Source organism: Rhizobium sp. AB2/73, from assembly GCF_020871915.1.
Classification (GTDB): Bacteria; Pseudomonadota; Alphaproteobacteria; order Rhizobiales; family Rhizobiaceae; genus Rhizobium; species Rhizobium dioscoreae.
Genome location: NZ_CP067071.1, coordinates 1,968,197 through 1,988,709 on the forward strand (window position 1 = coordinate 1,968,197; position 20,513 = coordinate 1,988,709).

Below are 20,513 nucleotides of genomic sequence, written 5' to 3' on the forward strand. Positions count from 1 at the left end.
GCTCAATCTCACGTCCCAAGAAGAAGTTTCTTGCCCGCTCTGGAAATCCACGAGCCCGAGTTTTCGCTCGGCTCTACGCCACCCTTCTTCAGCAGCTGATAGGAATCCTTATACCACCGGCTGTCCGGATAGTTGTGCCCGAGGACAGCAGCTGCCGTTTGCGCTTCCGGAACAATACCCATCGCATAATAGGCTTCGACGAGTCGCGCCAGGGCTTCTTCGATCTGGTTCGTCGTCGGATACTGCTCCACCACCACGCGGAAGCGGGAGATGGCGGCCAGGTAATCCTTGCGCTCCAGATAATAACGGCCGATCTGCATTTCCTTGCCGGCGAGCTGGTCGCGGGCAAAGCGGATCTTTTCCTGAGCGTCGCTGACATATTGCGACTTCGGATAGGTATTGACGAGCTTGGTCATTGCCTCGATCGTCTGCTGTGCTGCACGCTGGTCCTGCGTCACGTCGACGATCTGCTTGGCATAGGACGAGCCAACCAGGTACTGCACATAGTCGGCATCTTCCGAGCCCGGATATTGCTTGAGGTAGGTATTGCCGGTCTGTACCGCCTCATCATAACGGCCGGTGCGATACTTTACGAAGGTGCTCATTACCAATGCCTTGCGTGCCCATTCGGAGAAAGGCTGCTGCTGGTTGATGGCATCGAACTTCTTGCCGGCTTCCGTCATGTTGCCGGCCTTGATGTTGGCAAGGCCCTGATTGTAGAGCATCTCCGGTGGATCGGTCTCGACACCGAGCTTGGTGATGTCGATATCTTTTTTCGTATTACACCCCGTCACCACCGCACCGGTACCGGCCAGAAGGAGCGATACGAGCAAAGCCCGTGCTGTGATATTCATGCGTTCAGACCTTGCAAAACCCATCGGATGACTGTCCCATAGCCGTCGTTGCGGAGACGGTGTTCTCTCGCTGGCGTTTCTAGCCGCAAAAACACCATCAGGGCAACGCATTGATGGTGCATTAACGCATTTTTGTGGCAAAGACCGCATATCCGCAGCCTTTAATCACTGTTTTGACAGGGATTTCTCATATCGGCCCGCACCATCCTGCCGCCGCTTCGCGACCGAAGACAAACCCGATGAGTCGTCCGTCAAAAAAAGAGCCGCCCTTCATCAGAGCGGCAGCTTTGTCTCATTTCGATTCCGAAAAAATCACGCCGACCAAGGAGCGAATTCAGGCGCGTTGACCGCAATGAACTCGCGGCCGTGACCGCGCTGGCGAGGTGCCGAGGTTTCGACGACCTCATAAGCCGAAGCGTCGCTGAGCAATGCCTTCAGGGCATTCGCATTCATGCGATGGCCGCCGCGATAGGAGCGGTAGCAACCAATGAATTGTGCACCGGCAAGAGCCAGATCGCCAACGGCATCGAGCGTCTTGTGGCGGACGAACTCGTCCTTGGGATAACGCAGGCCTTCGACGTTGATGACGGTATTGTCATCCGAAATGACGACCGAATTTTCCAGCGACGAACCCAGCGCATGGCCCGAAGCCCAGAGGGGCTCGACATCGCGCATGAAGCCGAAGGTACGCGCACGCGACAGTTCCGTCTTGAAAGTCTCTGCGGTCAGATCGCCTTCCCACTTCTGACGGCCGATCAGCGGGCATTCAAAATCGATCTCGACTTCGAAGCGCGTGCCATCATAGGGGCGGAACTCGCACCAGGAACCGCCAGCTTCGATCCGCACCGGCTTGATGACGCGGATATAGCGGCGCTTGACACCGAGCGAGACGACACCCGCCTGCTCGATCGCCTCGATGAAGGGATAGGAGCTGCCGTCCATGATCGGCATTTCCGCGCCGGACACCTCGACGACGACGTTATCGAGGCCGATCGCGTAGATCGCAGCCATGACGTGCTCGACCGTCGCGACAGAGCGCGCCGGAGAAAAGCCGAGAACCGTGCAGAGATCCGTGTTGCCGACCTGCGAGGAAACGGCGCGCAGTTCGGTCACATCGCCATTATCGTGCAGGCGCTGGAAAACGACACCGGTGCCGGCTTCGGCGGGGTAGAAGGTGATCGACACATTGGCACCGGAATGAACGCCAATACCGGAAAGTGTCACAGGGTTTGCAATGGTGGTCTGAAAACCAAGCAATCCAATTGCCATGTAATTCTGCCTTCGTCTATCTGATCCAAGCCGGGCGGTCATCTTCGGACGCTTACCCTTATCGCCGGTTCAGTCTGTTAACTATGCCACGCACCTCACATACATTCGTCTCCGAATGTGATTCAGCGGGCTTGCTTGATATCTACATACGCGCCGGGGCATCGCATTCCAAATCACTGTTTCTTTCGTTTTGTTACGAAAGCAGCCAATTGAATTTGTTGGATAATTTTAAATAAGACAATGGTTATAAAATAAGAAAATCCGGAGCCTTTGGGCCCCGGATTTCTCCAATATGGTTAGCAACCTATTAAAGGGTTGCCTGTTGCGGGTCAGTTCGACTGGCGGCGCAGGAAGGCCGGAATCTCGAGCTGATCGTCCTCATGGCTTGCCATGCGTGCCTGCGGAGCCTGGCGGCCGTGATCGTCGAGATTGCCACGGCGCGGAGCATAGAGGCTTGCTTCCGGCGACGGCGCACGACGCTGCTGCGGAGCGGCGTTGTTCGTTGGAGCCATCATGTCGTCGAAAGCCGGATCTTCTTCGCGGCGGCCGAGCGAATTGGTGATTCGCTTCAGAAGACCCATGGGGCCACGCTCTTCGGTCGCCTGGGCGGCTGCCGGCTGGGCGCGGTGTTCCATCTCGGCCTTAACGACCGGTGGGAAATCCTCGACCTTCGGCATGCGGACCTGCTCGGGAGCCTGACGGATGACCGGCTGCTGATGCATGACCGGCGCCTGCTGCTGAGGCTGCGGCTGAACCGGAGCCTGACGGACCGGCTGGGCTTCCGGGGCTGCTGCGAAGATACGGCTCTGCGGACGGAAATTATCTTCCGGCGCAGCGGCCTGCTGCGTAACCGGCTGCTGCGGCACCTGAGTCTGCCGGCTCATCTGGAATTCCAGTTCGCGCTCCAGATCGGCCTCTGCTGCACGAATGGTCTGGGCGACTGGATCCACGGTACGAGGAGCCGGAGCGGCGGCCTGTGCGGTTTGGGCCTGCGAGACGTGGGCAGGCTGAACTGCGGCCGCTGCCGGAGCGGCGGCCGCGGAAGGACGCATAGCAGGCTTTGCGGCGGGGCGGAATTCCATGCCCCTGTCGGAAGCCTCGTTCATCGCGCGGTCGATGCCCGTTGCGACGACGGAAACGCGAATGATGCCCTCAAGCGATTCGTCGAAGGTGGCGCCGAGGATGATATTGGCGTCGGGATCGACTTCTTCGCGGATGCGGGTTGCAGCTTCGTCGACTTCGAACAGGGTCAGGTCACGGCCGCCGGTGATCGAGATCAGCAAGCCCTGTGCACCCTTCATCGAGGTTTCGTCGAGCAGCGGGTTGGCAATGGCGGCTTCAGCAGCCTGCATTGCACGGCCCTGACCGGAAGCCTCGCCGGTACCCATCATCGCGCGGCCCATTTCGCGCATGACCGAACGGACGTCGGCGAAGTCGAGGTTGATGAGACCTTCCTTCACCATCAAGTCGGTGATGCAGGCAACGCCCGAATAGAGAACCTGGTCGGCCATCGAGAACGCGTCGGCGAAAGTCGTCTTGTCGTTGGCGATGCGGAACAGATTCTGGTTCGGAATGACGATCAACGTGTCGACCGATTTCTGCAGTTCCTGGATGCCCATCTCGGCAAGACGCATACGGCGGCCGCCTTCGAAGTGGAACGGCTTGGTAACGACGCCGACGGTCAGGATGCCCTTGTTGCGAGCGGCCTGTGCGACGACCGGAGCGGCACCCGTACCCGTGCCGCCGCCCATGCCGGCGGTAACGAAGCACATATGCGTACCGTTCAGGTGATCGATGATTTCATCGATGCACTCTTCGGCAGCTGCACGGCCAACTTCCGGCTGCGAGCCGGCGCCGAGACCTTCCGTGACGTTGACGCCGAGCTGGATGATCCGCTCTGCCTTGGTCATGGTCAGCGCCTGGGCATCCGTGTTGGCGACGACGAAATCGACGCCCTGCAGGCCTGCCGTGATCATGTTGTTGACGGCATTGCCGCCACCGCCACCAACACCGAACACGGTGATTCGCGGCTTAAGCTCGGTGATATCTGGCTTATGCAGCTTGATAGTCATTGTACCCGTTCCTTCTCTTTATGGCCGCATCGCCACGCCGGCCAATTCACTCGATTTCACTTGCCTGATGCTTGCCCCGGACTGATTTCCGGGATCAGGCACTCAAAAACTCTCTTTCAGCCATTGGCCAACGCGGCCGATCCGGCTGTTGTTACCTCCAAACGACGAGAGCAGACCGCTGCTCGGCGCATGTGTTTCCATGTCTGCGACCTGCGGATAGATCATCAGACCGACCGCGGTCGAAAAAGCCGGCCCCTTGGCTGCCGTCGGCAAACCAGACACGCCCATCGGACGACCGATGCGGACATTGCGGGCAAGTACCCGGCGCGCCACATCGGGCAGACCGGTCAGCTGGCTCGCACCGCCCGTCAGGACGACGCGCTTGCCGACGATCGGGCTGAAGCCCGAACGCTGGATGCGATCGCGAATGAGCTCGAGAGTTTCCTCGATGCGAGCCTTGACGATGCGCGACACCAGCGCCTTCGGCACCTGTGTCGGCTGGTCACGCTCATCTTCGCCGATCGGCGGGATGGAAATCAGTTCGCGCTCTTCCGAAGAATTCGCGAGAGCGGAAGCATGAACGACCTTCAGCCGCTCCGCATCCTCGATGCGGGTGGAAAGGCCGCGTGCAAGATCGGTGGTGACATGATGCCCGCCGAGGCTGACGGCATCGGTGTGCACCAGCTTGCCCTCGGCAAAGACCGAAATCGTCGTCGTGCCGCCACCCATGTCGATCGCAGCACAGCCAAGCTCGACTTCATCGTCAACGAGGGCAGCAAGACCGCTGGCGTAAGGCGTCGCCACCATGCCTTCGACCGACAGATGCGCTCGATTGATGCAGAGCTCGAGGTTGCGAAGTGCCGCGCGCTCGGCTGTCACCACATGCATGTCCACGCCGAGTGCATCCCCGAACATGGCCAGAGGATCGCGAATGCCGCGCTCGCCATCAAGGGAGTAGCCCGTCGCCAGCGAGTGCAGCACGGCGCGCTCCTGACGGATCGACTGCTGGCAGGCTGCGGCCAGAACCTTCTTGAGATCGTTGGCCTCGACTTCCTGACCGCCGAGATCGATGGTCGCGGTGTAAATATCGCTGCCGAGACGACCGGCCGAAACGTTGACGATGAGGCTGTCGACGGTCAGGCCCGCCATACGCTCGGCGGCATCGACCGCAAGCCGGACAACTCCTTCCAGCGCATCGAGATCGGCGATCACGCCAGTCTTGATGCCGCGGGAACGCTGATGACCGATACCGATGATCTCGATGTTGTGGGTGCGGTTCGGGAGAACCTGGCTCTCCTCGCGCGGCGTCAGGCGACCGATCATGCAGACGACCTTCGTCGAGCCGATGTCAAGGACCGACACGATATGCGACCGCTTCGAAGACAAAGGCTTCAACCGAGGCAGGCCGAAATGGGACGAACCAAATAAGCTCATGTATCCTGACCTGCTTTCTTCAAAGCCTTGTTTCTTGCATCGACTGCGGCCTGGCGGCGAATTGCGGCATCCGGAGTTAACTCAATGGCGGTACGATCATCGATCCGGAGATCGACGGCAGCGATATCGCGCTGCAAAAGATTTTGCTCCTTGTCGAGCTTGGTCAGCCGCGCGAGCGCATCATCGATATTGTCTTCCGGCAATTTGATGATCACGCCGTTGTCCAGATAGAGATCCCAGCGGCGACCGGCGACACGGACGAAAGCCTTCACATGGCTGCGAACATCGGGCCACTTGGCAAATTGGTCGTCGATGGAGGCCGCTGCGGTTTCGGCATCACGACCGACGAAGAGCGGTAGTTTTGCAAATTTGTTGTCGCGCAGCGGCGCAATCACGCTGCCGTCCTTCTGGATCAGAGAAAGCTCGGAACCGTGCTGCCAGATCGCATAGGCCTTACGCTCCTTGAGCTTCACCTCGACAGTCCGCGGATAGACCTTGCGAACCTCGACATTCTGAACCCAGGGCAGGTTGGCAATCTTCTGGCGGGCCGCATCGGCATTAAGGGCAACGAGCGAGGTCGTACCGTCGAGGCCGAGCAGCTGCAGGATCTCGATTTCCGAGGTCTCGTCATTGCCGGAGACCTTTACATCCTCGATCGCAAAACCAGCAGCAGAGGTCGTCGCTTCCGCGACCGCCTGGGTATGACCACCAACCGACATGCCATAAAGGCCGGTCGCAGCAAGAAGAACGAGGGTCGAAACAGTACCCGTATGAGCCGGAATATTGATGCGACCCGAACCGAGGCTGACCAGGAAGCGAACAGTGCGGCGCAGCGGACGCGGCAGGACGAATGCGTCCTCAACCTCGTCGATGGCGAGCGGGACGCGATGACGGGACCGCCTCATATTTTTGACCGTCAGCGCAAACAAGACGCGTCCTCCACCATCCACCGGAGAAATTCACCAAAAGAGTAGCCGGCATGAGCGGCCATTTCAGGCACCAGGGAGGTAGGAGTCATGCCCGGCTGGGTATTGATCTCCAACCAGACAAGTTCGCCCTCTTCGGAAAAGCGATCGTCAAAACGGAAGTCAGATCGACTAACACCGCGGCAGCCGATAGCTTCATGCGCCCTTAACGATAATGTTTGTATCTTTTGGTAAAGATTCGGTGAAATTTCCGCCGGCAAGACATGTTTTGAGCCACCTTTGGCGTACTTGGCGTCATAATCATAGAAGCTGTGACCGAGCGGCACGATCTCGGTCACGCCGAGGACTTTGCCATCCATGACGCCGCAAGTCAGCTCGCGCCCGTGGATATAACGTTCGACCAGAACCTCATCGCCATAGCGCCATTCGGCAGAGGTAACGATCTGCGGCGGATGCGCCTGATCTTCCTTGACGATCACGACACCGAAGCTCGAGCCCTCGCGTACCGGCTTGACGACATAGGGCGGCCTCATCGGATGCTCGCCGACAATGGCGAAACGATCCATCACGATCGAGCTGGCAACCGGGATGCTCGCGGCGGCAGCGACCGTCTTCGCGCGTGACTTGTCCATCGCAAGAGCCGAGGCAAGCACGCCGGAATGCGTATAGGGAATTTGCAGATATTCCAGAATGCCCTGGATTGTACCGTCTTCGCCGAAGGGACCATGCAGCGCATTGAAGACGACATCGGGCTTCAACTCAGCCAAGCGGCTGGCGACGTCATGATCGACATCGACACGGGTAACCCGGAAGCCTTCTGCTTCGAGGGCATCGGCGCATGCCTTTCCCGAGGAAAGGCTGACCGGCCTCTCCGAGGAAAATCCGCCCAAAAGGACAGCCACATGCTTGCCACCCATCAATACCCCCGACTTCACGGTCTCTACTTTGCGTTTGCAGGGCCTCGCCTAACCGCGATTCTCGCCCCGCTTTCAATAGGCCGATTAGAACGACATTAAGGTTAATGAAGCGTTTACTTTCGTTAACTTTCCGCCGACCTGGCGAGGATCTCATGCTTCGAATCAAACCGACTTAAAGAATTCTGCCATTGGAATCATGGAGTTGCTACTTTTGAAATCACTACATTTAGATTTTTTTAAACAATAAGCCCCGCATCGAGCGCTCGATGCGGGGCTGTAGGCATTAAATTGAGGCCAAGATCACTCGCTATCGTCGACCAGCTTCCAGACCAATCCGCCCAGCGCTCCGCCAACGATGGGGGCGACCCAGAACAGCCAAAGCTGCTGCAGCGCCCAGCCGCCGACGAAGAGAGCCTGCCCTGTCGAACGAGCCGGATTGACCGATGTGTTGGTGATCGGGATCGAGATCAGATGGATCAGCGTCAGCGCCAAGCCGATGGCGATCGGCGCGAAGCCGGCCGGCACCGTGCTGCTCGTCGAGCCCAGAATCACGACCAGGAAGAACAGCGTCAGCACGATCTCGGCCACCAGTGCCGAAACCATGGAATAGCCGCCGGGAGAATGTTCCCCATAGCCGTTCGCCGCAAAGCCACCGAGCTGGAAATCAGCCTTGCCGCTTGCGATCAGATAGAGCACGGCCGCGGCGACAACGGCGCCGATGACCTGTGCGATAATATAGGGAATGAGCTGCCCGCCGGGAAAGCGGCCAGCCACCGTCAGGCCGACCGAAACGGCCGGATTGAAGTGCCCGCCTGATATTCCGCCGACGGCGAAAGCCATCGTCAGCACAGTCAGACCGAACGCAAAGGCAACGCCTAGAAAACCGATACCGAGGCTCGGAAAGGCTGCTGCGAAGATCGCACTGCCGCAGCCGCCGAATACGAGCCAAAACGTCCCAAGAAACTCAGCGATGAGTTTTTTCTGCATGAAACCTTTCTCCTCAGCCCGCAATCCAACCGAGAATCGGCCATTGGTGAAAAAGATTCCGGTAAGGACTCGCCGGAGTACGCCTCTCCAACAACAAACGCCCGCCTGATTGCTCACGAATCAACAATTACGTCAAAATAATAGCACGCAACCGCTGATTTCTTGCGCAGCTAACGTTTGCGTTGAACAAAAATTACGCTAAGGACAATTTTTATCCGCTAAGCGCGCCTTAGCATCCTCTGAATTGGTGGGAACATGACTGACGCGATATCTCCTTTATCGCCGACCCCCTCGTCATCGAACAATGCTGTTGCGAATTCCCCGGCACGTGTTCTGATCGCGAGCCTCATCGGCACAACGATCGAATTTTTCGATTTCTATGTTTATGCAACGGCGGCGGTTATCGTCTTCCCGAAGCTGTTCTTCCCGGCAAGCGATCCGACTTCGGCAACTCTGCAGTCCTTCGCGACCTTCTCTATCGCCTTCTTCGCGCGCCCGATCGGCGCGATGATCTTCGGCCATTTCGGTGACCGGATCGGCCGTAAGGCGACGCTTGTGGCGGCCCTGATGACCATGGGTCTCTCGACGGTGGTGATCGGTATGCTGCCGACCTATGCGTCGATCGGCGTTCTCGCACCGATTCTGCTGGCACTTTGCCGCCTCGGCCAGGGTCTTGGCCTCGGCGGCGAATGGGGCGGCGCTGTCTTGCTTGCCACGGAAAATGCACCTGAAGGCAAGCGCAGCTGGTATGCCATGTTCCCGCAGCTCGGAGCACCGATCGGCTTCATCCTTTCGGCAGGTCTGTTCCTGATTCTGCGCGAAAGCATGGCGGATGCGGATTTCCTCAACTACGGCTGGCGCGTTCCGTTCCTGATCAGCATCGTGCTGGTCGCCGTCGGTCTTTATGTCCGCCTGAAGATCACCGAAACGCCGGAATTCCAGCGAGCCATCGAGAAGGAAGAGCGCGTTTCCGTTCCGATCGCCGTCATTTTCCGCTCGCACTTCCGCAGCCTGATTCTCGGCACCATCATCGCGGTGGCGACCTTCGTGCTGTTCTATCTGATGACGGCATTCACCCTGAGCTGGGGCACCCGCCCCCCGGGCAACGGGCCGCTTCCGGCCGGCCTCGGCTACTCCCAGGGCCAGTTCCTCGTCGTTCAGCTCGTCGGCGTCGTCTTCTTCGGCCTGATGATCCCGGTTTCCGGTCTCCTGTCCGACCGCTATTCGCGCCGTCTGGTTCTTATCCTGACGACGATCGGCATCCTTGTCTTCGGCCTGTTCTACTCGTCGCTGCTGACGGCCGGCCTTGCCGGTGCCTTCGCCTGCTCGATCATCGGTCTTGCCCTGATGGGCTTTACCTATGGCCCGATCGGCGCAGCTCTGGCAGCACCTTTCCCGACCACGGTGCGCTATACCGGAGCTTCGATGACTTTCAATCTCGGCGGCATCGTTGGTGCGTCTCTCGCGCCCTACATCGCCACATCGCTCGCGACCAATTACGGTCTGGTCTATGTCGGCTACTACCTCGCCGGCGCAGCAGTACTCTCGCTGATCGGCATCCTGCTCTCGGGCAACGACGAAGTCTGAAAAAACAGACATAAGCAATTGAAAAGGCCGGGTGAAAACCCGGCCATTTTCTTGAATCATTTTATGAAGATGACCGATTGCAGTCGAGACCTACTCAGTCGTCACACCCTGAAACGGGCGGACTTCCCGACCCGGCATGAAGTTTCCGAGGCGCTTGATTTCCCACTCCAGCTTGATGCCGGATTTTTCGAAAACCTCACGACGCACCTGCTCGCCGAGATATTCCAGATCGTAGCCCGTCGCCTGCTCCATGTTGATCATGAAGTTGCAATGAAGCGACGACATCTGAGCGCCACCGATAACCAGACCGCGGCAACCCGCCTCGTCGATCAGTTTCCAGGCGGAGAAGCCATCCGGATTCTTGAAGGTTGAGCCACCGGTCTTCTCGCGTACCGGCTGCACCGTTTCGCGATGAGCGCGCACGGCATCCATCTCGGTGCGAATCTTGGCGCGATCCTCCGGATAGCCTTCGAAGAGAACATGCGTGAAGATCAGATCTTCAGACGCATCGGAATGGCGATAGCTGTACCCCATCTCGGCATTGGTCAGCACGTGCTTGTCGCCCTTGCGGTCGACCGCATGCACTTCGATGACGCGCTCACGGGTTTCGGCGCCATTGGCGCCTGCATTCATCCGCGCGGCACCACCGATGCTCCCGGGAATGCCGTAATAGAAATGGAAACCGCCGATGCTGTTATCCATCGCCATGGCCGCGACATGCTTGTCCGGGCAGATAGCGCCGGCCAGGATGCGGTTTTCACCGGCAAGCTCGACAGAACCGAAGCCCTTGGCCGAAAGCCTGAGAACGACGCCCGGAATGCCGCCATCACGCACCAATATGTTCGAACACACGCCGACGACCGTGAGCGGCACTTCTTCCGGCAGGATCTTCAGGAACGTGATGAGATCATCCGTATCATGCGGCTGGAACATCAGTTCCGCCAGCCCGCCGGCGCGGAACCACGTCACACGATCCATCGGGGCATCCGGCGTCAGCCGTCCCCTGATATCCTTTACACCGTCGCCGAGCGACGCGAGAAGCTTTTCCCCATCTACTTGTTTCATACGGACTTACCCGAGAGGCCTTCCAGTTCCTTTGGCAATGATGCTGCCCAATATGTGATGCTACCAGCCCCCAACAGAACCACAAAATCACCCGGTCGCGCAATCTCTGCAACCATGGCGGCAAGATCTTCCTGTGAGGGCAGATAGCGCGCATCGCGATGACCGCCGGCCTTGATACGCGAAACCAGCGTCTGCGAATCAACGCCCTCTATCGGATCTTCCCCGGCGGCATAGACGGGCGCCAGGAAGATACTGTCGGCATCGTTGAAGCAAGCCGCGAATTCCTCGAAGAGGCTCGAAAGGCGCGTGTAGCGATGTGGTTGATGAACGGCGATGATGCGGCCCTTGCATGCTTCGCGTGCTGCCTTCAGCACTGCCTTGATTTCGACGGGATGATGGCCGTAGTCGTCGAAGACCTTGACCCCGTTCCACTCTCCGGTCAGCGTGAAGCGGCGCTTGACGCCGCCGAAGGATGCAAGGCCCTTGGCGATCGCCTCACTGGAAATCCCCAGCCGATTGGCAACCGCAACGGCGGCGGTCGCATTGGAAATATTGTGGCGGCCCGGCATCGGCATGATGAGATCCTTGATCTGGATCACCTTGCCGGTGCGGCGTCTGCGGATTTCGATATCGAACAGCGAACGCGTGCCATCGATCCGCACATTCGAGAAACGCACGTCGGCCTGCGGGTTCTCGCCATAGGTGATGACCTTGCGGTCCTCGATGCGGCTAACCAGTGACTGCACTTCCGGATGGTCGATGCACATGACGCCGAAGCCGTAGAACGGCACATTCTCCACGAACTGCCGGAAAGCGGCGCGCACGGCATCGAAATTGCCGTAGTGATCGAGATGTTCCGGATCGATATTGGTAACGACCGCAACATCGGCCGGCAGTTTCAGGAAAGTGCCGTCCGACTCATCTGCCTCGACCACCATCCACTCGCCTTCACCCATGCGTGCATTGGTGCCATAGGCATTGATGATACCGCCATTGATGACCGTGGGATCAAGGCCGCCGGCTTCCAGCAGCGTCGCCACGAGCGAGGTCGTCGTCGTCTTGCCATGCGTGCCGCCGATGGCAATCGCACTGCGAAAGCGCATCAATTCGGCAAGCATTTCGGCACGGCGCACGACCGGCAGCAGCTTTTCACGCGCCGCGACCAGCTCCGGATTGCTCTTCTTGATGGCGGTGGAGACAACGACGACTTCGGCATCGCCGAGGTTTTCAGCCTTGTGACCGATATGGACCGGAATACCCTTGTCGCGCAGCCGCTGCACGTTGGCGCTTTCCGATTGATCGGACCCCTGCACGCGATGGCCGAGGTTATGCAGAACCTCGGCAATGCCGCTCATCCCGATGCCACCGATACCGATAAAATGCACAAGGCCGATTGCCTTCGGCAGCTTCATGCGCCTGCCCCCTTGAATTGCTGAATTGAACGTCCCGCGGCAATAGCCTCAACCATGTCGGCAAGCAAGTTTGCCGCATCCGGTTTGCCCGCCTGCTTGGCTGATGCAGCCATCTTTGCGAGCTTTTCCGGCATGGTCATGGCGCCGCGCAGAATGGTGGAAAGTTTCTCCGGCGTCAGTTCCGACTGCACGATGACCTTCACGCCGCCGGTTGCCGCCAGTGCAGCCGCATTGGCCGCCTGATCGTGATCGAGCGCATGCGGATAGGGAACCAGGATCGCGGGGCGCCCGATAACCGCAAGCTCGGAGACCGTGGAGGCACCGGAGCGGCAGAGAACCAGGTGCGCAGCGCCGATGCGCTCCGCCATATCGTTGAAGAACGGCGCGACATCGGCGCCCATGTCAAGCTTTCTCGTGCAGCTGTTGACCGTCTCCATATCCTCAGGGCGCACCTGCTGCGTGATCCGCAGCCGCTTTCGCAGCGGCTCCTCAAGCAGGCTGATCGCTGTCGGCACAGCCTTGGAGAAATACTGCGCCCCCTGGCTGCCACCGAAGACGACAAGGTTGAACGGATCTTCCGGACCGGAGGGCACATAGGGGCGTTTTGCTGCTTCGATGACGGCTGGCCGAACGGGATTGCCCGTGGTCACCGTCTTCTCGGCAAATGCGCCATTCTCCGCAAGGAAACCGCCGGCAATCGCACGCACGCGCGTCGCCAGCATCTTGTTGGCGCGACCCATGACCGCATTCTGCTCGTGCAGCATGGACGGCACGCCCATGCGCGTGGCTGCCAGAAGTGGCGGAACGGTCGGATAGCCACCGAAGCCGACGACACAGACGGGCTTGATGCGCTGAATCAGCTTGCGCGCCGCGCGCATGCCGGTCCATAGCGTCCAGAGGGCCTGCGCAACCTTTAACGGGTTCTTCGAGCCGATGGTTGCCGAGGGCACGACATGAATCTCGTCGGCTGGGAATTTGCCGGCATAGCGTTCGGCACGGCTGTCGGTGACGAGGTGCACGGAATAGCCGCGCTCCTTCAGCTTGTAGGCCAGTGCTTCGGCCGGAAATACGTGACCGCCGGTACCGCCGGCGGCAAGAAGGACAATGCCTTTACTCATGATTTTCGCTCCCGCGAATACCCCACTACTCGGGGCATCTCCCTAATATAGGAAGCCGCCCCGACCGCGTCATCGGCGCGGGCCAAGCCCCCCTCATAGACCGGCGTTTTGGGAAAAGCGACCGGAGAATGAAGAGCAGGCAGGAGATATGAGGAGCAGATGGCCGGTAGTCCCAAGACGATCACTCCGCCGGCAAACCGTGCGTCACGCGGAACATGGTCCGATCCTGCGCACGCTTTTCCGGCCTGTGACGCGTCAGCGCCAGAATGAAGCCCGCCGTCACGCAGATCGCGGTCATCGACGAACCGCCGTAGGAAATCAGCGGCAGCGTCATGCCCTTGGCCGGCAGCAGCTGCAGGTTCACGCCGATGTTGATGATCGACTGGATGCCGATCTGCAGCACCAGACCGGCGACGGCAAAACGGTTGAAGTCGTTCTTCTCCTTGTAGGCATGCGACAGGCCGCGAAGCACGAGGAAGGCGAAGATCAGCACGAGCACGATGCAGAAGATGGCACCGAACTCTTCGGCCGCCACCGAGAAGATGAAGTCGGTATGGGCGTCCGGAATGATACGCTTGACGATGCCCTCGCCAGGACCGACGCCGAACCAGTTGCCATGAACGATCGCTTCCTTGGCAGTGTCGACCTGGAACGTATCGCCCTCGCCCGTCAGAAACTTGTTCACGCGTTGCGCCACGTGATCGAAGACATAATAGGCGGTGACGAAACCGCCCGCGCCGAGGCCGCCGAGCACGATGATCCACAGCCAGGGCATGCCGGCCATGAAGAACATGCCGCCCCAGACGGCGGTCGTCAGGATCGTCTGGCCAAGGTCAGGCTGCGCGACGAGCAAGGCGACGACGATGCCAAAGAGGATGATGGCGAAGAGATTACCCGGAATTTCCGGCTGGCGGGCATGTTCGGAAAACAGCCAGGCGCAGACGACGACGAACGCCGGCTTCATGAATTCCGAAGGCTGGATCGACAAGGCCGCGATATTCACCCAACGCCGCGAGCCCTTGACCTCGATGCCGAAGAAAAGCGCGAAAAGCATCATCGCCAGCGACACGATCAGCAGGATGACGGCGGTCCTTCGTACCTGCCGGGGCGTCATGAAGGAAATGCCGATCATCGCCGCGATGGCCGGGATGAGGAACAGGGCATGGCGCTTGACGAAGTGGAACGGCTCAAGCCCGATACGCTCCGCCACCGCTGGCGAAGCCGCGAAGGACAGCATAAAGCCGATGCCGATCAAGAGGATGAAAAGGGCGAGAAACACGCGGTCGATGGTCCAGAACCATTCGGCCAAGGCCCCACGTTCAACGCGGCTTACCATATCATTTGCCTCCAGTTGCTGAACCGATCAGCATGGTCACACCATCGATCGCCGCGACATGGCTGACGAAGGCGTCACCCCTGACCTCGAAATTCTTGTACTGATCGAAGCTTGCGCAGGCCGGTGACAGCATCACCGCCGCGGACTCCCGTTCGTCCCTGTCCGCATCCGCGGCAGCATGTGCCACGGCGCGTTCCAGCGTGCCGGAAATCTCGTAGGGAACCTGCTCGCCGAGCGTTGCCGCAAAGGCGGGTGCCGCCTCACCGATCAGATAGGCCTTGGCGATACGCGGAAAGAGCGGCGCCAGGCTGGTGATGCCACCCTCTTTCGGCAGACCACCGGCGATCCAGTAGATATTTTCGTAGCTCGAAAGCGCGGGGGCTGCCGCATCCGCATTGGTCGCCTTGGAATCGTTGACGAAGACGACCCGGCCGCGCCTTCCCACGGGCTGCATGCGATGCTTGAGGCCGGGGAAGGATTTCAGTCCGGCCCGGATCTCCTCGGCGGAAATGCCGACGGCCAAGCATGCAGCAATCGCCGCCGCTGCGTTCTGTGCGTTATGGCCGCCGCGCAAGGTCTGGATACCGTCGAGATCGGCGATCTCGCTTGCCGCACCGTTCGATGCCTGCAGGATGCGGCTGCCCTCGGCATAGAGACCAGCCGCTAGCACATGCCGGCGCGAAATTCGCGTGACCTTGCCGCCGGCTCGCTCGATACGGTCGGCGATCAGGGAGGAATAGCTGTCATCGACGCCGATGACGGCGACATCACTGCCCGCGACAAGCCGCTCCTTGATGTCAGCATAGTGCTGCATCGTGCCATGGCGATCGAGATGATCGGGCGTCAGGTTCAGCAGGATGCCGGCGGACGGGTTGAGCGTGGGCGCCAGATCGATCTGATAGGAGGAACATTCTACGACGTAGAAACGCCCGGACTTCGGCGGATCGAGCGTCAGCACCGCAGTCCCGATATTGCCGCCGAGCTGCGTGTCACGCCCACTCGATTGCAGGATATGGGCGATCAGCGCCGTCGTCGTCGATTTGCCGTTCGTCCCGGTGATTGCGATGAAAGGGCAATCCGGGGCATGCGCCCGCCGCTCCCTTACGAAAAGCTCGACATCGCCGATAATCTCAACACCGGCGGCATGAGCGAGATCGACGGTCCAGTGCGGCTTCGGGTGCGTCAGCGGCACGCCGGGCGACAAAACGAAAACCGACAGGCCGCTCCAGTCGATCGTCCTCAGATCGGCAACCGCTATTCCCTCGGCGGATGCCTTTGCCACGCTGTCCGGATTGTCGTCCCAGGCCGTGATATCGGCGCCGCCGGCAACGAGCGCGCGTGCCGTCGCAAAACCGGAGCCGCCAAGGCCGAAGAGAGCGACCTTCTTTCCGTTCAGCGTGGTGACGGGGATCATTCTTGCCTCACCGCAGCTTCAGAGTGGAAAGGCCGATCATCGCGAGAATGACAGCGACGATCCAGAAACGCACGACGACCTGGCTCTCCGTCCAGCCCTTCTTTTCGAAGTGATGGTGAATGGGCGCCATCAGGAAGACGCGGCGCTTGGTCATCTTGAAAAAGCCGACCTGAATGATGACGGAAAGCGCCTCAAGCACGAAGAGACCGCCGATGATCGCCATGACAATCTCGTGCTTGGTGGCGACGGCGACGGAGCCGATCATGCCGCCGAGAGCCAGCGAACCAGTATCGCCCATGAAAATTGCGGCCGGCGGCGCATTGAACCAGAGGAAGCCGAGGCCGGCACCGATGACAGCACCAAGAACGACAGCCAGTTCGCCCGTTCCGGGCACGAAATTGATCGCCAGATAGTCTGCAAAAACGAAGTTACCGGCGAGGTAGGCGATGACGCCGAAGGACGCGGCTGCGATCATGACAGGCACGATCGCCAGCCCATCCAGGCCGTCCGTCAGGTTGACGGCATTGCCAGCGGCAACAATGACAAAAGCGCCAAAAAATACGAAGAACACGCCGAGATTGAGCAGCAGGTTCTTGAAGAAGGGGAAGGCAATCGACGAGCCGAAGGTGGAGCCGGCGGGACCGGAGGACAGCGCCGTCGTCATCATGAAATAGACGGCAATCGCTGCAATCACGAATTCGATGCCGAGGCGCGCGCGGCCGGAAAAGCCCTTGTCGCTCTGCTTCGTGACCTTGAGATAATCGTCATAGAAGCCGATCGCACCGAAGCCGAGCGTCACGAGCAAGGTGGCGACGACGTAGACATTGGCAAGATCAGCCCACAGCAGCGACGATACGACGATGCCGGCCAGGATCATGAGGCCGCCCATGGTCGGGGTGCCGGCCTTCTTGAAATGCGTCTGCGGACCATCAGCGCGGATCGGCTGCCCTTTGCCCTGACGCACACGCAGGGAGGAGATGATTCGCGGCCCGAAGAGAAAAACGATCAACGCTGACGTGAACAGGGCACCGCCGGTACGGAACGTGATGTATCTGAACAGATTGAGGAATCTGAAGTGGGTACTGAAAAAATGAATATGGTCCGACAGTTCGGCAAGCCAGATCAGCATAAGAGCCCTTTCTAAAGCCCCTGATGGGTGTGGAGGCCCGTGTCGGAAAATGCGGGAAATTTGTCAAGCAAGCCCGCAATGATCTTTCCAAACCCCATTCCCAGCGACGATTTCACCATCAAGACATCGCCGGGGGCGACAGAATTGAGCGCGAATTCCGAGAGTTCCTCAGTCGTCTCGTGATATTCGACATGAACGCTTTCCGGCAGCTCATCCCTCAAAGCTGCCATCTCCGGACCAGCCAGCCAGACATGCTCGATGCCGGCAGCAAGCAGCGGCCCCGCGAGGTTGGCATGCACGCGCTGGGCATAATCCCCCATTTCCAACATGTCGCCGAGCACGGCGATCCGCCTGCCCGCCCGTCCGCCTGGTCCCGCCTGCGGCGATGTCGTCGCCAGCAACGCGATAGCCGCGCGCATGGAGGCAGGATTGGCGTTGTAGCTTTCATCGATCAGCGTGAAGTAGCCGTTGCCGATCGCACGCTTATGGCGTTGGCCCCTGCCCTTTTCCGGCTGCAGGTCGGCCAGCGCATCGACCGCTTGATCGAGATCGGCCTCCACAAGCATGACGGCGCCCAGCACGGCAAGCGCGTTTTCCGCGATGTGACGCCCCGGTGCGCCAAGCGCGACCTCCATGGTCTCGCCGCCGATCGTCAGCCAAAGTGTCGAATTCTCTTCCGAGGCATTAAACTCTGCGAGGCGGACATCGGCCTTCGCATGCTGGCCGAAGCTATGGATATGCTCGATCCCGGCCGTCATGGCAGCCTTCTCCAGCATCTCGAACTGATCGTTGTCGTGATTGAGGATGGCATGACCGCCCGGCACGACACCGTCGAATATCTCCGCCTTTGCGGCAGCAATTTCGGTGATGCTGTTGAAATTGCCGAGGTGGGCCGGCGCGATCGTGGTGATGATCGCGACATGCGGCTGCACCATCTTGACCAGCGGCCTGATCTCTTCGGGATGGTTCATGCCGATCTCGAAAACGCCGAAATCGGTATCCTCAGGCATGCGGGCCAATGTCAGCGGCACGCCCCAATGATTGTTGAAGGAAGCAACGGAGGCATGCACCTTCCCCGAAGGCGTCAGCGCGCGGCGCAGCATCTCCTTTGTCGTCGTCTTGCCGACCGAACCGGTGACGGCGATGATCTTCGCCCGCGTGCGCTTGCGGGCGGCAACACCGAGCCGCGCAAGCGCCGCCAAGACGTCATCGACGACCACCTTCGGCACGGCCAGGCCGCCCATCGCCGGCAGCCGTGCCTCACTGATCACGATGAAAGCGGCGCCGTTCGCCATAGCGATATTGGCATAGTCATGGCCGTCGACACGATCGCCCTTGATGGCGAAAAAGGCCTCGCCCGGCTGGATGGAACGACTGTCTATGGAAATGCCCGTGATACCAGCGGGCAGCGATCCGACGAAGCGGCCCGAGATTGCAGCGATCAGATCCTCAGTTGTCCATAGCCAGCTCAAGACTTCAAATCCTCCAATGCTTTGCGCAATTCGGCATGATCGGAGAACGGCAGCGTGACACTGCCGATCGTCTGACCTTCCTCATGTCCCTTGCCGGCAACGATCAGCGTGTCGCCGGATTTAAGCAGCCCGACAGCCTTGCGGATTGCTTCGGCGCGATCGCCGATCTCCGTCGCGCAAGCGGCAGCCGCCATGATCTCCGAGCGGATCATCGCCGGATCCTCGGAACGCGGGTTGTCGTCGGTGACAATGACGACATCGGCCAGACGGCAGGCGATCTCGCCCATGATCGGGCGCTTGCCGCGATCGCGATCGCCGCCACAGCCGAAGACGACGATGACACGTCCCGTCGTGAACGGCCGCACCGAATTCAGGACGTTTTCCAGCGCATCCGGCTTATGGGCATAGTCGACATAGGCGAGCGCGCCGTCATGCGTATGACCGACCAGCTCCAGGCGGCCGGACGCACCGACAAGCTTTTCGAGCGCTGCCATGGCAATGGGCGCGGCAACACCCGTCGAGATCGAGAGACCGGCAGCGACCATCGCATTGGCGATCTGGAAATCGCCTGCGAGCGGGATATGAACTTCGAAGATGTCGTCGCCGACACGGACCTCGGCGATCTGCTTGTGGCGAAAATGCTCGACGCGCTTCAGCGTCAGGAAATCGCCCTTGCGCCCGACGGTGCGGACATCATGCCCAGCGTCTCTGGCGGCGGCAATCGCCTGCGCGGACCAGGCGTCATCGGCAAAGATGACAGCCGGCGAACCCTTCGGCAGCAAATCGCGGAACAGCCGCATCTTGGCCGCCATATAGTCCTCGACCGTTGGATGGTAATCCATGTGATCACGACCGAGATTGGTGAAGGCAGCAGCAGCAAGCTTCACGCCGTCGAGCCGGAACTGGTCGAGGCCGTGGCTGGATGCTTCCATCGCCGCATGGGTAACGCCCTCCTCCGCCAGTTCGGCCAGCAACTTGTGCAGCGACACCGGATCGGGCGTCGTCAGCGCGCCATATTCGTTGCGGGTCGGCGAAACGACGCCCGTCGTGCCGATCATGGCGGCCGGATGGCCGGCATATGCCCAGATCTGGCGCGTGAAAGAAGCAACGGAGGTCTTACCCGCAGTTCCCGTCACCGCCACCATGGTTTCCGGCTGGCGTCCGTAAAAACGGGATGCGGCGACAGCGAGGAACCGGCGCGGCTCGCCAACCTGCAGCAGCGGCACATTTCCGGCATCGGCCACATGACCCGCAACGATAACGGAAGCGCCGCGCGAAACGGCATCGGCAATGAAACTTGCTCCATCCGCCTTCGTACCGGCAACGGCAACAAAGGCCATGCCTGGCACCACCTTACGGCTGTCGGCAGAGATCCCGCTTATCTCGAGATCGCCAAGCGCTCCGCCAATCTGTGTGTTGAGTTCCGGAAACTCATTTCCGGCAATATCCCGCAAGTTCATCGAATGTACTTTTCGCCTTCTCGATCAGTCCGCCCCTCGCGAATCGACGTGTGTATTCTTT

At 59.9% G+C, this 20,513-nt stretch carries 16 protein-coding genes; 1 reads left to right on the forward strand and 15 read right to left on the reverse strand.

Annotated elements, in window-relative coordinates:
* Positions 1-8: 8 nt before the first annotated feature.
* From I8E17_RS09810 to aqpZ, 7 genes are all read right to left on the reverse strand, one after another.
* The gene (locus I8E17_RS09810; protein WP_176728007.1) at positions 9-878 is read right to left on the reverse strand and encodes an outer membrane protein assembly factor BamD; all 870 of its coding nucleotides are present in this window, start codon (positions 876-878) and stop codon (positions 9-11) included.
* A 288-nt stretch (positions 879-1,166) separates the two neighbouring features.
* On the reverse strand, positions 1,167-2,123 hold the full coding sequence (lpxC, locus tag I8E17_RS09815) for a UDP-3-O-acyl-N-acetylglucosamine deacetylase (RefSeq protein WP_069612526.1): 957 nt from the start codon (positions 2,121-2,123) through the stop codon (positions 1,167-1,169).
* Between the two features lie 329 nt (positions 2,124-2,452).
* Positions 2,453-4,195, reverse strand: coding sequence for a cell division protein FtsZ (ftsZ, locus tag I8E17_RS09820; RefSeq protein WP_069612527.1), 1,743 nt, complete (start codon positions 4,193-4,195; stop codon positions 2,453-2,455).
* Between the two features lie 102 nt (positions 4,196-4,297).
* Positions 4,298-5,629: a cell division protein FtsA gene (gene ftsA / locus I8E17_RS09825; protein ID WP_069612528.1), complete on the reverse strand. Its 1,332-nt coding sequence runs from the start codon at positions 5,627-5,629 to the stop codon at positions 4,298-4,300.
* The gene (locus I8E17_RS09830; protein ID WP_183814447.1) at positions 5,626-6,534 is read right to left on the reverse strand and encodes a cell division protein FtsQ/DivIB; all 909 of its coding nucleotides are present in this window, start codon (positions 6,532-6,534) and stop codon (positions 5,626-5,628) included. Before I8E17_RS09830 ends, ftsA begins: the two co-directional genes overlap by 4 nt.
* An 11-nt stretch (positions 6,535-6,545) precedes the next feature.
* The gene (locus I8E17_RS09835; protein ID WP_069612530.1) at positions 6,546-7,472 is read right to left on the reverse strand and encodes a D-alanine--D-alanine ligase; all 927 of its coding nucleotides are present in this window, start codon (positions 7,470-7,472) and stop codon (positions 6,546-6,548) included.
* 300 nt (positions 7,473-7,772) lie between these two features.
* The gene (aqpZ, locus tag I8E17_RS09840) at positions 7,773-8,459 is read right to left on the reverse strand and encodes an aquaporin Z (protein WP_069612531.1); all 687 of its coding nucleotides are present in this window, start codon (positions 8,457-8,459) and stop codon (positions 7,773-7,775) included.
* A gap of 255 nt (positions 8,460-8,714) precedes the next feature.
* On the opposite strand from aqpZ, the gene I8E17_RS09845 reads away from it, so the two are divergent.
* Positions 8,715-10,046 (forward strand): MFS transporter, encoded by a 1,332-nt coding sequence (locus tag I8E17_RS09845; RefSeq protein ID WP_069612532.1) that lies wholly within the window; start codon positions 8,715-8,717, stop codon positions 10,044-10,046.
* A 90-nt stretch (positions 10,047-10,136) separates the two neighbouring features.
* On the opposite strand, the gene murB is transcribed toward I8E17_RS09845, so the two are convergent.
* The 8 genes from murB to I8E17_RS09885 all read right to left on the reverse strand — a co-directional run bounded on the left by murB (position 10,137) and on the right by I8E17_RS09885 (position 20,452).
* A complete protein-coding gene (gene murB, locus I8E17_RS09850) occupies positions 10,137-11,111 on the reverse strand; it encodes a UDP-N-acetylmuramate dehydrogenase (protein ID WP_069612533.1) in 975 nt (324 codons plus the stop codon).
* Positions 11,108-12,523, reverse strand: coding sequence for a UDP-N-acetylmuramate--L-alanine ligase (gene murC / locus I8E17_RS09855; RefSeq protein WP_069612534.1), 1,416 nt, complete (start codon positions 12,521-12,523; stop codon positions 11,108-11,110). Before murC ends, murB begins: the two co-directional genes overlap by 4 nt.
* The gene (murG, locus tag I8E17_RS09860; protein ID WP_069612535.1) at positions 12,520-13,641 is read right to left on the reverse strand and encodes an undecaprenyldiphospho-muramoylpentapeptide beta-N-acetylglucosaminyltransferase; all 1,122 of its coding nucleotides are present in this window, start codon (positions 13,639-13,641) and stop codon (positions 12,520-12,522) included. Before murG ends, murC begins: the two co-directional genes overlap by 4 nt.
* A 181-nt stretch (positions 13,642-13,822) precedes the next feature.
* A complete protein-coding gene (gene ftsW / locus I8E17_RS09865; protein WP_069612536.1) occupies positions 13,823-14,977 on the reverse strand; it encodes a putative lipid II flippase FtsW in 1,155 nt (384 codons plus the stop codon).
* 1 nt (position 14,978) lies between these two features.
* Positions 14,979-16,391: a UDP-N-acetylmuramoyl-L-alanine--D-glutamate ligase gene (gene murD, locus I8E17_RS09870; protein WP_069612537.1), complete on the reverse strand. Its 1,413-nt coding sequence runs from the start codon at positions 16,389-16,391 to the stop codon at positions 14,979-14,981.
* 7 nt (positions 16,392-16,398) lie between these two features.
* Positions 16,399-17,520, reverse strand: coding sequence for a phospho-N-acetylmuramoyl-pentapeptide-transferase (gene mraY, locus I8E17_RS09875; RefSeq protein ID WP_069612538.1), 1,122 nt, complete (start codon positions 17,518-17,520; stop codon positions 16,399-16,401).
* An 11-nt stretch (positions 17,521-17,531) separates the two neighbouring features.
* Positions 17,532-18,992 (reverse strand): UDP-N-acetylmuramoylalanyl-D-glutamyl-2,6-diaminopimelate--D-alanyl-D-alanine ligase, encoded by a 1,461-nt coding sequence (locus I8E17_RS09880; RefSeq protein ID WP_069612539.1) that lies wholly within the window; start codon positions 18,990-18,992, stop codon positions 17,532-17,534.
* A complete protein-coding gene (locus I8E17_RS09885; RefSeq protein WP_113366036.1) occupies positions 18,989-20,452 on the reverse strand; it encodes a UDP-N-acetylmuramoyl-L-alanyl-D-glutamate--2,6-diaminopimelate ligase in 1,464 nt (487 codons plus the stop codon). The genes I8E17_RS09880 and I8E17_RS09885 overlap by 4 nt, the downstream gene beginning before the upstream one ends.
* Positions 20,453-20,513: the final 61 nt, after the last annotated feature.